A 12,828-nucleotide genomic window follows, 5' to 3' on the forward strand; every position below is an offset into this window, starting at 1 on the left:
CAGTCTTTTATCTTCTCTTAGTAAAGATATTAAAAATTAACTGGAAATATGTACAAAATTGAACAAATAATTATAGCATCCGTTTAATCTTTTAATAGTTTTTTACATTTCTTAGTGTTCCCGCATTAAATACGGGATATCAGATGTTTGTCTGCCCTGCCGGTTTGGTTGCGGAGGCTTTATTAATAATTTGTCCGTGAGGAAAATCCGATTACGGTAGGATTTTATATCTTTGCTTCTCATTCGTTTTGTAAAATCAGTATATAAAACATAAAAAAATATGCTCTCATCAATAACATGGACTGTAGACCCTGAGATTTTCAGAATCTTCGGGCATCCTATACGATGGTACGGATTGCTATGGGCGTCTGCCCTTATGACTACCGCCTGGATAGTGTCAAGAATGTATAAGCACGAAAAGTTGCCGGAGGCATGGTTCGAAAAATTATTCCTTTGGGTGGCTATCGGACTGATAATAGGAGCGCGTCTGGGGCATTGCCTTTTTTATGCGCCCGGCTATTACCTCTCGCATCCGTTGGAGATATTGGCTATCTGGGAAGGCGGCTTGGCGAGTCACGGAGGTGCTATCGGTATGGTAGTGGCTATCTGGCTATACTCGCGCAGGATAACGAAGAAAAGCATGATTTGGGCACTCGACCGTTTGGTGGTAGGGGTTGCGCTCGGTGCTACGTGCATACGTTTGGGCAACCTGTTCAATCATGAGATATATGGCGGGCCGACGGATTTGCCGTGGGGTTTCCGCTTCATTGCCAATATAGACGAGGTGCTGAGGACGGGGGTAGATCCTGTTTTTACGCCACCTTCTCATCCTACGCAGCTATACGAAGTGCTGGCATATCTGACGGTATTTGCCATCGGGATGTTCCTGTACTGGAAAAAGCATGCCTACGAGCGTCAAGGGCTTATTCTGGGTGTGTCGCTGATAGGGATATTCTTGTCGCGTTTCCTTATCGAATTTCTCAAGCATGTTCAGGCAGGATTTGAGTTGGATATGCGTCAGGCTATCGGCATAGATATGGGACAGCTTCTCAGCCTGCCGTTTGTTATATGGGGCATATGGCTTGTCTGGAATGCTTTGCGCAAACCGCCTGTAAAAGAAGCACCGATCACTGTAAAGAAAAAATAAATCAAAATTCGTTATGTTAGAGCCAATTAAAATAAAAGAAGACTTGTTTTACGTCGGTGTGAATGACCGCACGAAGGAATTGTTTGAAAATCTCTGGCCTTTGCCCAAAGGGGTTTCTTATAATTCGTATGTGTTGAAGGATGAAAAAACCGTCTTGTTCGATACGGTCGATATATGCTACTCGGATGTGTTCCTCCAAAAGCTGGAAACAGCATTGGATGGCAAACCGCTCGATTATGTCATTATCAATCATATGGAGCCTGATCACTCCGGCTCGCTCGGCTTGTTGCGCAGCCGCTACCCGAATGTAGAGATTGTAGGGAACAAGCGTACTGCCGATATGGTACAGGGTTTCTATGGTATCACGGACAGGGTGAAGGTCATCGCTGACGGAGAAGAACTTTCTCTGGGCAAGCATAAGCTGGTCTTTTATCTTACGCCGATGGTGCATTGGCCCGAGACGATGATGACTTACGACACGACGGATAAAATACTGTTTTCCGGCGACGCTTTCGGTACATTCGGTACAATCGATGGAGGCATAACCGATGCCCAGTTGCACCCGGAACGTTATTATGATGAGATGATACGCTACTATTCGAATGTAGTCGGGAAGTTCGGTTCGCCCGTTCAGGCTGCTCTCAGGAAATTAGCGAATCTGGATATAAAATATATCTGTTCTACGCATGGCCCTACGTGGACATTGCCCGATCAGATACAGAAGGTCGTTTCTATTTATGACAAGTTGAGCAAATATGAAGGCGACGAAGGCGTAGTTATCGCTTACGGAAGTATGTACGGGCATACGGAGCAAATGGCCGAAACCGTAGCATACGAACTGGCTCAGCAGGGAATCAGGGAGGTTATCCTTCACAATGTATCGAAGCGTTCGCATTCGTATATCCTGCGCGATATATTTAAATACCGTGGATTGATAGTCGGGTCGCCTACTTATAATAATAAGTTATATCCCGAAGTCGAGTACCTGCTTTCGAAGATAGAGAGCCGCGATATGAAAAACCGCTATTTCGGTTATTTCGGTTCGTTCACATGGGCAGGGGCTGCCGTGAAACGTTTAGCTCAATTTGCCGAGGATGTGAAATTCGAAGTAATCGGCGAGCCGGTGGAAGTGAAACAGTCGATGACGCACGACAACTACAAGCAATGCCTGCAATTGGGTAAGGCGATGGCTGATAGATTGAAACAGGATAGATAGAAAACATTTATAATAATAGGAAAGAGATATTTATTATATATCAGGTGTTTATTTCTGTAACAAAAAGGCTGTTTTTCTGAATTTGTTTATATATTTGCATAGTGAATTTATAACAAGTGGAAATAATTAGTTAAAAAAACAAGTTGAAAGACAAAGAAAAATTCTACCAATATCTCCCTTGAGGAGAACACTAACTAAATTCAGATAATGAGAAAGATACCGGACATAGCGTTCCGGTATTATTTTTTGTGTATGGATGCCATATAGGCTGTTGTTTTTTGTATATTTGTGCCTAATTGTAAAAATAACGATTCAAATCTGAACATTATGCCTAATATTTCGGATAGAGGAATAGAAATGCCCAGTTCGCCCATCAGGAAACTGGCACCCTTGTCAGACTCGGCAAAGGCAAGAGGACTGAAAGTATATCATCTCAATATCGGCCAGCCCGATTTGCCTACTCCCGAGGCGGCGCTCGACGCCATCCGGAATATCGACCGTAAAATTTTGGAATATAGTCCCAGCGACGGCTACCGTTCCTATCGCGAGAAGCTGGTAAGCTATTATGCCAAATTCAATATCAATGTCTCGGCGGATGATATCATCATTACTACAGGCGGCTCGGAAGCTGTTTTGTTTGCGTTCCTTGCCTGTCTCAATCCGGGCGACGAGATAATCGTTCCCGAACCGGCATATGCCAATTATATGGCTTTTGCTATCTCGGCAGGAGCTATTATCCGCACGGTGTCGTCGTCTATCGAAGAAGGTTTTTCGTTGCCTCCTGTCGAGAAGTTCGAGGAGCTGATAAACAAGCGCACAAAAGGCATTATGATTTGCAACCCTAACAACCCGACGGGTTATCTCTATTCGCGCGCCGAGATGAATCAAATCAAGCATCTGGTGCAGAAATACGATTTATACCTGTTTTCGGATGAAGTTTACCGCGAATTTATCTATACCGGCTCGCCTTATATTTCGGCTTGCCATCTGGTAGGCATCGAAGAGAATGTGGTGCTGATAGATTCGGTATCGAAGCGTTACAGCGAATGTGGCATACGGATAGGGGCTTTGATAACGAAGAATAAAGAATTGCGCAAAACGTTGATGAAGTTCTGTCAGGCACGCCTGAGCCCTCCGCTTATCGGGCAGATTGCTGCCGAAGCGTCGTTGGATGCCGACCTCGATTATATGCGCGACATGTATGACGAATACGTAGAGCGCCGCAAATTCCTTATCGACAGGCTAAACCGCATCCCCGGCGTATATTCGCCTATCCCTATGGGGGCATTTTATACTGTCGCGCGGCTTCCGGTAGATGATGCCGATAAGTTTTGTGCGTGGTGTTTGTCCGATTTCGAATACGAGGGACAGACCGTCTTTATGGCTCCGGCGTCCGGCTTCTATACCACTCCGGGGCTTGGAAAGAACGAAGTCCGTCTGGCGTATGTGCTCAATAAAGAAGATTTAGCGAATGCTCTGACCGTATTGGAGAAAGCACTCGAAACTTATAATAATTTACCGAAGGAATGAAACGAAAGCTCGTTTTTGCGACCAATAATGCGCATAAATTAGAAGAAGTAAGCGAAATCGTAAAAAATACCATAGATATTCTCAGCCTGAAGGATATAGCTTGTGAGGAAGATATTGCCGAAACCGGAACGACCTTGGAAGAAAATGCTTTTATCAAGGTGAGGTATATCAAAGATAATTATGACTACGACTGTTTCGGCGACGACACGGGTTTAGAGGTGGAGGCATTGGATGGCGCTCCGGGTGTATATTCGGCTCGCTATGCCGGAGACGGGCACGATGCGCAGGCAAATATGGAGAAATTGTTGCAGGAGATGCAGGGTGTTTCTAATCGTAAAGCCCGCTTCCGCTCGGTCATTGCCCTTGTTTTAGAAGGCAAAGAGTACCAGTTCGAAGGTATTGTCAATGGCACAATCATCGAAGAAAAGCGAGGAGAGAAAGGCTTCGGCTATGATCCTATCTTTGTGCCCGAGGGCTACGACAAGACTTTTGCCGAACTGGGGAATGAGGTGAAGAACAATATCAGTCACCGGGCTTTGGCGGTAAAAGCCTTATGCGATTTTTTGAATACCTTATAGTTTTTTAATAGCTGCCGGAACTAATTTGCTGTTATATTTGTTTTTACATAGTGTGAATTAATCGTTAGATTATATTTACAAGTTTATCAATGTTTAGTTACGAGTTACTTCGTGCTTCGCACAGTTACGAGTTACAAGTAAATGAGTTGACGAGAGAAAAAGTAACTTGATAAAAACGCTGAAAATAAGTATAGGTATGTTACTTTTTTACTGTCATGCCGAAACGTAGTGAGGCATCTCTTTCCGATAGCGTGAGGAAGAAAAAGTAACACTGAGTTTCACAGAGGAATCACTGAGTGACACTGAGAAAAAATGACTCGACAAAAAACACCCGAAAATAAGTAGAGGAATGTTACTTTTTTGGGTAAAAGTGGTCTTAAAAAACTTCGTGAACTTGGTGTAGCATCTTTGATAATTTTGTGGTTAAATAATAAAAAAGTAACTCAACAAAAAACGCTAAGTTTTTATCCCGAAAAATAGACTTAACGCGCTCATTATAAGAATAAAAATAAAGTAACTACTGGGACAAAAAGTGGTACAAAAAAGCGACACTTTAGAGGCTTTTTGGAGAAGGTAAAACCGGCTATTGATTTGTGTTAATAACCAAAACGGAATGATTATGAAAAAGTTAGCTTTTTATTGTAGTATAATGTTGCTATTGGCTATTACGTTCGATAGTTGTAAGACAGGAACAACAACGCAGAAGACAGATACCGAATATGCGCAAGTCATCGCGCAAGGAACGTTCACTTTCTCGGCTCAACATGTTATCCCTACCCGCGGAACGAGCCGTTATCTTAGCGGCGATTATAGTGTAAGGCTGTCGGGCGATACGCTCGATGTCTATTTGCCTTTCTTCGGGCGCGCCTATTCTGCCCCGATGAACCTCGGCGAAGGAGGTTATAAGTTTGTCAGCACCGACTTCGACTATGAGGTGACCTCCCAAAAGAAGGGGATGTATACTGTTACTGTAACCCCTAATGATATCACCAATAACGATATTCAGGGCACTGTCCTCTTTTTCGATCTGGGGACTAATGGCTACGGCTCTTTAAGAGTCCGTTCCAACAACAGGGAAATGATTAGTTTTACAGGGACATTCGAATAATATAAGCGATAGGATACTCAAAACGAGTATCCTAATTTAGCTCCCCCTACAAAATCAATAAAACGGGGCTTCCATCTCTCATTTCCGATTGTTATGTCTCTTCTGTTTACGTGTAGGTCTAAACCTACCCAAGGATTAATGTAAAAACCTCGGTATATACCAATGGAATAGCCTACGCCTGTGTGGATGTCGAAGAGATTGATTTTTCCTTTCAGACCTGTTTCTTTCGATTTTACGCTTTGTTTGGTCAATCCGGCACCTATCGCATACCATAATCCTCTGTACTCTTTTCTCTTTTTCCCCCAAAAAAAGTCTATTTCCATTTCGTAAAACTCCGATTTGAGATCTTTGAATCCATCAGGAGCAAATGAAGACGGGTAAGTAGCCTGTGCATACACAAAACGAGATCTGATACCATTCATGCCAATCCAAAATGAACCGTGGTAGCCTTTGTTGATATAGGACATTATTTCGGATTCGAGCCCGAATGAGATTTTATTACAGTTCTTTTCTGGCTCGGTTTCCTGCGCATAGCCGTTGAAATAGCAGAATAGTAGGATTAGGATTGTTGAAATTGCTTTTTTCATTGTTGTAGTTGTTTTAATTATAAATCAGACTACAAAGCTATTGCAACAACGAAGGTGAAATCGTTGAATAAATTCAAGAAATCATTTGGCCGCCCTTATTTTCGATAGCCATTCGGGCGTAACATTCAAGAATGAGGCAATTTTGTATTGGGGCACTTGCTGTATGATGCCCGGATAATTCTCTTGCAGCGTTTCATATCGCTCTTTAGGCGACAGGTACATCCATCGTATTCGCCGAAGTATTTCCTGATTGGATTTTTCAAGAATGAATTGCTCTATCCTTTTGTATGCTGCATTCTCATTGAAGAGCTTTTTCAATGTGTCTTTTCCGAAAACGAGTATGCTGCTCTTTTGTATTGCGGCGATTTGTGATTCTGACGGACTATCCATAGAATAAGAGAAGAAATCCATGGCACAGGATGAAGGGTAGAAGAAGTCTATGATTCTCTCGTTGTCGTTAATAATGATAGACATTTCCAGAATCCCTGTCAGGATAAATGCTATTTTATCTGTTCGCTTCCCATAACCGATGAATATATCGCCTTTTTGCAATATTTCTGTTCTGCCTGCATCTATTATCGTTTTGACTTCATTCTCTGTTAGTGAAACAATATTCTCGTTCAGGTATGTTATAAAATTGTCCATATAGAAAATCCTGATATTAAATTTCAATAATCAAATGTATAAAAGATTCGATTATCTTTATGAGCAAATACGGATTAGAATAGTAGTCTTATCAATATGTGTAAAGAAATCAACTGGATAACCAAATCATTTTACGAATTAACGCTCGACGAACTATATAACATCTTATATCTGAGGTGTAAAGTGTTCGAGGTGGAACAAGATTCACCTTATCTCGATACCGACTATAAAGACCAAAAGGCTTTGCATATCATGGGCTATCTCGGAGAGAAGCTGATTGTCTATTGCCGCATATTTCAATCAGGCGATTATTTCGACGAGGCAGCTATCGGACGGGTTGTATCCGATGCTGAATACCGACGCTTTGGCTATGGGCACCAATTGATGGATAAAGCAATAGCCGCATTGAATGAAGCATGGAACGAAACAACGATTGTTATTTCGGCCCAGCTTTACCTGAAAGAATTTTACGAAAAACACGGATTTGTTCAAATCAGCGACACCTACCTCGAAGACGGAATTCCCCACATCCGTATGAAGCGGGGATAATTCCTTTTTTTTATCTTGAAGTTGTTCTGCCGGTGGTTGTCCGACCGGTTTCTGTCGACGTGCTTGTACCACGACCGCCGGATTCGTTAGTCGATGGGCGAGTTGATGGCCTTGCATTGTTGTTATTATTATCGTTGGTTGACGGACGCGTTGAAGGCCTTGCATTATTGTTGTTATTGTCGTTAGTTGACGGACGAGTTGACGGCCTTGTATTGTTGTTATTGTCGTTAGTCGACGGACGAGTTGACGGCCTTGCATTGTTGTTGTCGTTGGTCGATGGGCGCGTTGATGGCCGCACATTATTGTTATTATTGCCGTTAGTTGACGGACGCGTTGAAGGCCTGCTTGTTTCAGGTCGTCCTGTATTATTATTCCCCGGACGGGTATTGGTCGGACGGCTCGGCTTGGTATTTGCTCCCGGATAGTAGTTGTTGCTGGGCGGTCTGGTAGCCGGCGGACGCGTACTTGGCCTGTTTCCTCCCGTATTATATACCGGCGGACGCGAGTTGTAGTATGGGTGCGACGGGTAATAGTAATATCCCGAGCCATAACTCGGCCCGTAATACCCTGAACTGATATCATACAGATGCTCATATCCTACGAGCCTGTTGTTCCAGTACTCGAGTGCATATACTTCATTGTTGTACGATATATATTCTAATACTTCCTGTACACCTTCGGCATAATAGTTTACGGTCAACGTGCGTTGAGGGTAGCCCATGATGTTGGCTACCTGCGATTTGGTCATTCCTTCCGACAGGCGGTTTATGTTTCCTACCTGTGTGTAAACTCCGCACGAAGTGAAGAGTATTACGGAAAGGAGTATTGTTATTATCTTTTTCATATCCAAAACCTTTTGGTAAATCTTATTAATTAGAACCCTCTAACATGCAAAAGGTTTAATCCCGAATTTATTATTTTCGTTTTATTACGATATTGGTAGCCCGGACGGATGAGACCAGCTTCCCCGATTTTTCGGAATAAATATCCACATTCCAGACGTGAGTAGTACGCCCGATATGTACAGGCGTAGCTTTACCTTTGACAGTATCTCCGATTTCGCCGTGCGAAACGTGATTGGCACTGATTTGTATGCCGAATGCAAATTCCTCCTCGGGGCAGATATTGTTGGATGCTACACCCGCCAATGTCTCGGCAAAAGCGATAGTGACACCACCATGCAGGACGCCTGATGTCTGCAGCAAATCCTGCCGGATGAGCATTGTTGCTTCCAGCTCTTTTTCCTGTTCGCTTTCGATAAAATCAATATTCAGGAACTCGATGAAAGTACCTTTCATCCGCTCCTTTATCTGATTATGGTTCAATATCATGTTTTTAGTAGACCTGCTTTACAAAATCAATATCCAATCCTTCTATTTTTCCTTCAATAGCTTTTACAAATTGCTGGAAATGTGCTGATTGATTGTGCGAATTAATTGCCTCTTGCGATTTCCACACTTCAATGAAGATGTATCTCAACGGATTTTTCATATCCTGATGCAAATCGTACGAGATATTTCCTTCCTCTTTGCGTGTTCCGTCCACTACGGCATGCAATGCTTTTACAATATCGTTTTTGTATTCTTCTTTAGCTGTGATTACAGCAATGATTTTTAACTCTGTCATAATTCGTTATAATTTAGTTTAATTAAAATAATCCGATTCCTTCTTTATATGTTCTATAGGCCAGTTCGGGCAATAATTCTTTCCGCATGCGCGAAGTATCGCCGTAATAAGATACCATGCCTATCTTGATAAAATCGACGGTCAGCGGGCTTCTCGTCCCGAAGATAGCCGAAAAAACTTCAAACGCGCGGGCGGCAGTCATTATCATCCATACGGGCATCCGCCACGGTTGATGGTTATTTTTGTATTTGGTGATGTCGTCTAAAAATTGTTGCAAGGTTTGTATCCCTTCGTCTCCGATATGATATATGCCTGATATATCAGGTTTTGTGGCAGCAGCTATGGTAGCGGCAACAAAGTCGGTTTTCGAAATCAGGTGGATATAGGTAGGTTTCTGCCATATACCCAGCAACGCATAGCGCGCAAACCATTGTCCGGCGTCAATCATCAGGATGCCTTCGCCGTAAACCATTCCTACGCGGAGAGATACGGGTTCGAACCCGTATTTTTTGCCATATCCGAAGAGCAGTTTTTCTTCTTCGAGACGGGTGCGGGCATGCATCGATTCGGGTTTTCCGTCGAGTGAGCCGCGTGCAGGGTTATCCGGTGTACATTCGCCTTCGACATGGGGAAAGCTGATGAGGATAATCCGTTTCACTTGCTGGCGGACGGCTACATCCAACAGGTTGTGAAAGTATTGCGTATTCGTTTCGGGAAGAAATTTCTCAGGATTGGCTTTGAACAATATCCCTGCAAAGTGTACGATTGTATTTACTCCTTCGAGAGCGTCGGAAAGCGTTTCGGGTTTCGCCAAATCTACACGGAATGTCTTTATATGCTTCTTCCCTTTTAGATTGGAAGATACATCTTTTTTATGGATAAGCAGATTGAGATCCGCGTCCATATCTTTCATGCCTTGAGCTAATAATCCGCCCAAATTGCCGGCTGCCCCTGTTATTGCTATCCTTGGTCGTGACATAGAACAAAGTTAACGAATAATGTGAATTAGTAGTCTGATTTTACTTATAAGTTTATCTATGTTGAAATAGTAGACAAGTAGACAAGTTTATTAGTTACGAGTTTGCCTCGCCTTCGCTTCGGCGAATTGGAAAATCGGCGGAGCCAATGTTATTTCTTCGAGCTTCGCACAGTTACGAGCTACAAGGAAACGTAGCAAAGCGATGGAGGTAAGTCGAGGAATGTTACTTTCTTTGAAATACATTGTCATGCCGACGATAGGAGGCATCTCGTTCTGATAAAATGAGGAAGAAAAAGGTGACACTGAGATTCTCAGAGAAGGCACTGAGTTTCACTGAGAAAAAGTAACTCCACAAAAATCTCTGAAATGAATATACTTGTGTTACTTTTTTGGATTCTATGGGAATTTCGGGAACGAAAAAATCGCCTATCTTTGTTATCAAAAACAACGCTGATGAATTTTCTTGCCCATGCATATTTGTCCTTTGGCGATGATGAATTTATCGTCGGAAATCTGGTTGCCGATATGATCAGAGGGAAGCAAATGGATGCTTTTCCCGAAAGGATACAAGCCGGTATCCGCCTGCACCGGCAGATAGATGCCTATACCGATTCGCATCCCGAGGTGAAGCGTGCGAAGCAGATTTTTACTTCTTCTGTGGGACGGTATGATAACTCATTTCTTGATGTGTCGTATGACCATTTCTTAGCTTTGAGCGCAGAACTCGAACCACAGGAAGGGTGGGAGGTATATGCGGGGAAATGTTACCAAGCTATTGAAAGATACGGCGAAACTTTACCACCGAAGTTTTGTAGTATGTTTATGTATATGAAAAGCGAAGACTGGCTTTCGAACTACGGACACCTGTGGATGATAGAACGCAGTTTCGAGCGCTTGGCGAGGCGTGCGAAATACTTGCCGGATGCGGCAAACCCTTTTAACGATTTTCAGACACATTATGAAGAACTGGAAGAGAGTTTCTCCCGCTTCTTCCCTGACCTGATGAGTTTCGTAAAAGGCTATGCTCCCAATACATAGAAATGGTATATCGCCTGCAAAGCTCCTATCCCGAGGGCGACATTGACTTCCATTTTACCTCTTTTTCTGTAGATTGCCCTTTCGCTTTCGGTGGCCGGCATAACGATTGACAGATCCAATCCGCCCATCGTCTTTTTGTGAACCGTAGTAGCCTTAACCATAGTCATATAGCCCCATATCGCAATACCGATAGGTCCGGCTATTTTCAGCGCTATACCCAACACGATGGAAACCGCATAGAACATCATCATATTGGCCGATGTTTTAGGCGTATAGCCGGCATAATTGAGTATCTTACGTGCTTCGGCTTCGTCTACGATTTCCTTATTTGCCATCTCACGATATTTCCCGTTTCCTATCGGGATAATGGGATTCATAACCATTCCCCTGTAGGCATCATAGTTGCGCGTAGGCGCTTTCTGCTGTTTTGGCTGAGGCTTAGTTTGAGGTTTTGGCTTTTCCTGCTTTTGTTGTGCCTCGTTCGGGATGTATGGAGGAGGCATTTCTATTGTTGTCTCTTTCTTCTTGGCTTCGATTTTTATTTCCGTCTTCTTTCCCTGTATGCTGGATGCTGTGGTCGTTGTTTGGGTTGTTGCCGTTTTTGTCTGGATCAACGGCTTTTCGCGCTGAATCTTACCTTTGGATGAAGAAGGGCGCTTTGTCTGCACATTCCCTTCCGGGCGTACCTCCATCACTGTATTGACAGGCTCGTAATCCTCCTGCTTCCCTTTTTCCTGCTTATGGTAGTTGCTTAGCTTCTGCGTGATCTCTTTATAAGACTTAACTCCCTGTTGGTAGCTTTTCTTCTTTTCGCGTTGATCGGCATACGATTTGACGTATTCGCCTTCGTATGTTTTCTTGTATGTGCCTTCAATAGATTTATTACTCATATAATCTTAAAAACAGGTTGATTCTTGGCTAAGTTAACAAAAAAATGAACATGTTGCGTCAAAAAGCACTGGATACTCGCTGAACAATATTGCACAATTGCCGTACATCATTCAGGTTGAGTTTGAAATCGGCATATTCGGGCGAAGGATTGAGCGAATGGCAGGTGATGGCACATTGCTCCATATCCTGTTCTATTATCTGTTTGCAAAGGATCGTATTATCCAGTACAATAATCCAGTTAGGGAAGTCCTCGGTACGCAATTTGCTCCGCCAGTATTCCTGCGAAAGTTCGCGTGCCAGAACGATGTCGCCGTTCGATATGCTGCGTTTGCTGTCGTCGTCCATGCTGTCTCCTTTTATCTCGAAAGCGTAGTAACGCCCGTGTCCTATCTGGTCTACGACGAAATCGAATTCTTCAAATCCTTTCCCCCAGAAATCGGCATCGCGCACCTCGTCCACGTATTTAGCATAAGCCTTCACGGGGATAAATGGTACGCGCATACGGTATTTACCATTCTCCATCTGGTAATATTTGGTGCCGGACTTTGTAATCAGAAACGGCTCGTCGGCTTTGGATGTGGCGATGCTTTCCATATCGCCTTCGCCGGTGGATAGCCACTGTTCGTTCACCCCGAAATAGGTTGCCAGAATGGCAATATTCGACTTGTTGGGATTGGTTTTACCTTCCAGATAATTGCCTATCGTGGCTTTGGTTATCGCCGTGTCTTTCCATATCCGGTATGCGGTAATGTTTTCTTTATCAACCAAGAATCTTAATCTATCCTTGAATTCCATAAGGTTATATTTTATTATCAGCCTATAAAAATAGTAAAATATTGAATCACTCCTAACAAGTTGAACTAAAATTATTGTATTTTATCTATATTGTAGGAGTTGACAAGTATACAAGTTGACAAATACATTGTCATCCCGA

Annotated in this window: 15 protein-coding genes; 7 read left to right on the forward strand and 8 right to left on the reverse strand. The window is 43.1% G+C overall.

The annotated features are described in order from the left end of the window. Window positions 1-280 precede the first annotated feature (280 nt). From lgt to D0T66_RS04965, 5 genes are all read left to right on the forward strand, one after another. Window positions 281-1,147 (forward strand): prolipoprotein diacylglyceryl transferase, encoded by an 867-nt coding sequence (lgt, locus tag D0T66_RS04945; RefSeq protein ID WP_163356135.1) that lies wholly within the window; start codon window positions 281-283, stop codon window positions 1,145-1,147. A 13-nt stretch (window positions 1,148-1,160) separates the two neighbouring features. Next, on the forward strand, window positions 1,161-2,363 hold the full coding sequence (locus D0T66_RS04950) for an FprA family A-type flavoprotein (protein ID WP_163356136.1): 1,203 nt from the start codon (window positions 1,161-1,163) through the stop codon (window positions 2,361-2,363). Window positions 2,364-2,690: 327 nt separating this feature from the next. After that, window positions 2,691-3,893: a pyridoxal phosphate-dependent aminotransferase gene (locus tag D0T66_RS04955; RefSeq protein ID WP_163356137.1), complete on the forward strand. Its 1,203-nt coding sequence runs from the start codon at window positions 2,691-2,693 to the stop codon at window positions 3,891-3,893. Next, window positions 3,890-4,471 (forward strand): non-canonical purine NTP diphosphatase, encoded by a 582-nt coding sequence (locus D0T66_RS04960; protein WP_163356138.1) that lies wholly within the window; start codon window positions 3,890-3,892, stop codon window positions 4,469-4,471. The genes D0T66_RS04955 and D0T66_RS04960 overlap by 4 nt, the downstream gene beginning before the upstream one ends. A gap of 619 nt (window positions 4,472-5,090) precedes the next feature. Next, complete coding sequence (locus tag D0T66_RS04965) at window positions 5,091-5,579, forward strand: DUF4251 domain-containing protein (RefSeq protein ID WP_163356139.1); 489 nt, start codon at window positions 5,091-5,093, stop codon at window positions 5,577-5,579. A 17-nt stretch (window positions 5,580-5,596) separates the two neighbouring features. On the opposite strand, the gene D0T66_RS04970 is transcribed toward D0T66_RS04965, so the two are convergent. Together D0T66_RS04970 and D0T66_RS04975 are read right to left on the reverse strand one after the other, a co-directional pair. Then, window positions 5,597-6,166, reverse strand: a complete 570-nt coding sequence (locus tag D0T66_RS04970) for a hypothetical protein (RefSeq protein ID WP_163356140.1) — start codon at window positions 6,164-6,166, stop codon at window positions 5,597-5,599. Window positions 6,167-6,247: 81 nt separating this feature from the next. Beyond that, entirely contained in the window at window positions 6,248-6,811 is a 564-nt protein-coding gene (locus D0T66_RS04975) for a Crp/Fnr family transcriptional regulator (RefSeq protein ID WP_163356141.1), read from the reverse strand. A gap of 96 nt (window positions 6,812-6,907) precedes the next feature. Between D0T66_RS04975 and D0T66_RS04980 the strand changes: the two genes are divergently transcribed. Beyond that, on the forward strand, window positions 6,908-7,360 hold the full coding sequence (locus tag D0T66_RS04980) for a GNAT family N-acetyltransferase (protein WP_163356142.1): 453 nt from the start codon (window positions 6,908-6,910) through the stop codon (window positions 7,358-7,360). A 10-nt stretch (window positions 7,361-7,370) separates the two neighbouring features. Here D0T66_RS04980 and D0T66_RS04985 read toward each other — a convergent pair whose 3' ends face one another. From D0T66_RS04985 to D0T66_RS05000, 4 genes are all read right to left on the reverse strand, one after another. Next, the gene (locus D0T66_RS04985) at window positions 7,371-8,204 is read right to left on the reverse strand and encodes a hypothetical protein (protein WP_163356143.1); all 834 of its coding nucleotides are present in this window, start codon (window positions 8,202-8,204) and stop codon (window positions 7,371-7,373) included. A 70-nt stretch (window positions 8,205-8,274) separates the two neighbouring features. Then, window positions 8,275-8,691, reverse strand: coding sequence for a PaaI family thioesterase (locus tag D0T66_RS04990; protein WP_163356144.1), 417 nt, complete (start codon window positions 8,689-8,691; stop codon window positions 8,275-8,277). Window positions 8,692-8,695: 4 nt separating this feature from the next. Next, window positions 8,696-8,986 carry a putative quinol monooxygenase gene (locus D0T66_RS04995; RefSeq protein WP_163356145.1) on the reverse strand — a complete coding sequence of 97 codons (291 nt, stop codon included), beginning with the start codon at window positions 8,984-8,986 and terminating at the stop codon, window positions 8,696-8,698. A 22-nt stretch (window positions 8,987-9,008) separates the two neighbouring features. After that, a complete protein-coding gene (locus tag D0T66_RS05000) occupies window positions 9,009-9,965 on the reverse strand; it encodes an NAD(P)-dependent oxidoreductase (protein ID WP_163356146.1) in 957 nt (318 codons plus the stop codon). Between the two features lie 453 nt (window positions 9,966-10,418). Here D0T66_RS05000 and D0T66_RS05005 point away from each other — a divergent pair, with 453 nt between their 5' ends. Then, window positions 10,419-11,003, forward strand: a complete 585-nt coding sequence (locus D0T66_RS05005; protein ID WP_163356147.1) for an ACP phosphodiesterase — start codon at window positions 10,419-10,421, stop codon at window positions 11,001-11,003. Here the strand turns inward: D0T66_RS05005 and D0T66_RS05010 are convergent. After that, on the reverse strand, window positions 10,985-11,893 hold the full coding sequence (locus D0T66_RS05010; protein ID WP_163356148.1) for a hypothetical protein: 909 nt from the start codon (window positions 11,891-11,893) through the stop codon (window positions 10,985-10,987). The genes D0T66_RS05005 and D0T66_RS05010 overlap by 19 nt on opposite strands. Window positions 11,894-11,951: 58 nt before the next feature. Further along, entirely contained in the window at window positions 11,952-12,689 is a 738-nt protein-coding gene (locus tag D0T66_RS05015) for a helix-turn-helix transcriptional regulator (protein WP_163356149.1), read from the reverse strand. Between the last annotated feature and the right edge of the window lie 139 nt (window positions 12,690-12,828).

It is taken from the genome of Dysgonomonas sp. 25, assembly GCF_010501075.1.
Taxonomy (GTDB): Bacteria; Bacteroidota; Bacteroidia; order Bacteroidales; family Dysgonomonadaceae; genus Dysgonomonas.

What these genes read in the sequence shown, in the direction of transcription:
- D0T66_RS04965 (WP_163356139.1), top strand. Translation starts at nt 5,091, where the DNA reads ATGAAAAAGTTAGCTTTTTATTGTAGTATAATGTTGCTATTGGCTATT.
- D0T66_RS04975 (WP_163356141.1), bottom strand. Translation starts at nt 6,811, where the DNA reads ATGGACAATTTTATAACATACCTGAACGAGAATATTGTTTCACTAACA.
- D0T66_RS04980 (WP_163356142.1), top strand. Translation starts at nt 6,908, where the DNA reads ATGTGTAAAGAAATCAACTGGATAACCAAATCATTTTACGAATTAACG.
- D0T66_RS04955 (WP_163356137.1), top strand. Translation starts at nt 2,691, where the DNA reads ATGCCTAATATTTCGGATAGAGGAATAGAAATGCCCAGTTCGCCCATC.
- D0T66_RS04985 (WP_163356143.1), bottom strand. Translation starts at nt 8,204, where the DNA reads ATGAAAAAGATAATAACAATACTCCTTTCCGTAATACTCTTCACTTCG.
- D0T66_RS05010 (WP_163356148.1), bottom strand. Translation starts at nt 11,893, where the DNA reads ATGAGTAATAAATCTATTGAAGGCACATACAAGAAAACATACGAAGGC.
- D0T66_RS05000 (WP_163356146.1), bottom strand. Translation starts at nt 9,965, where the DNA reads ATGTCACGACCAAGGATAGCAATAACAGGGGCAGCCGGCAATTTGGGC.
- D0T66_RS04995 (WP_163356145.1), bottom strand. Translation starts at nt 8,986, where the DNA reads ATGACAGAGTTAAAAATCATTGCTGTAATCACAGCTAAAGAAGAATAC.
- lgt (WP_163356135.1), top strand. Translation starts at nt 281, where the DNA reads ATGCTCTCATCAATAACATGGACTGTAGACCCTGAGATTTTCAGAATC.
- D0T66_RS04960 (WP_163356138.1), top strand. Translation starts at nt 3,890, where the DNA reads ATGAAACGAAAGCTCGTTTTTGCGACCAATAATGCGCATAAATTAGAA.
- D0T66_RS05005 (WP_163356147.1), top strand. Translation starts at nt 10,419, where the DNA reads ATGAATTTTCTTGCCCATGCATATTTGTCCTTTGGCGATGATGAATTT.
- D0T66_RS05015 (WP_163356149.1), bottom strand. Translation starts at nt 12,689, where the DNA reads ATGGAATTCAAGGATAGATTAAGATTCTTGGTTGATAAAGAAAACATT.
- D0T66_RS04970 (WP_163356140.1), bottom strand. Translation starts at nt 6,166, where the DNA reads ATGAAAAAAGCAATTTCAACAATCCTAATCCTACTATTCTGCTATTTC.
- D0T66_RS04990 (WP_163356144.1), bottom strand. Translation starts at nt 8,691, where the DNA reads ATGATATTGAACCATAATCAGATAAAGGAGCGGATGAAAGGTACTTTC.
- D0T66_RS04950 (WP_163356136.1), top strand. Translation starts at nt 1,161, where the DNA reads ATGTTAGAGCCAATTAAAATAAAAGAAGACTTGTTTTACGTCGGTGTG.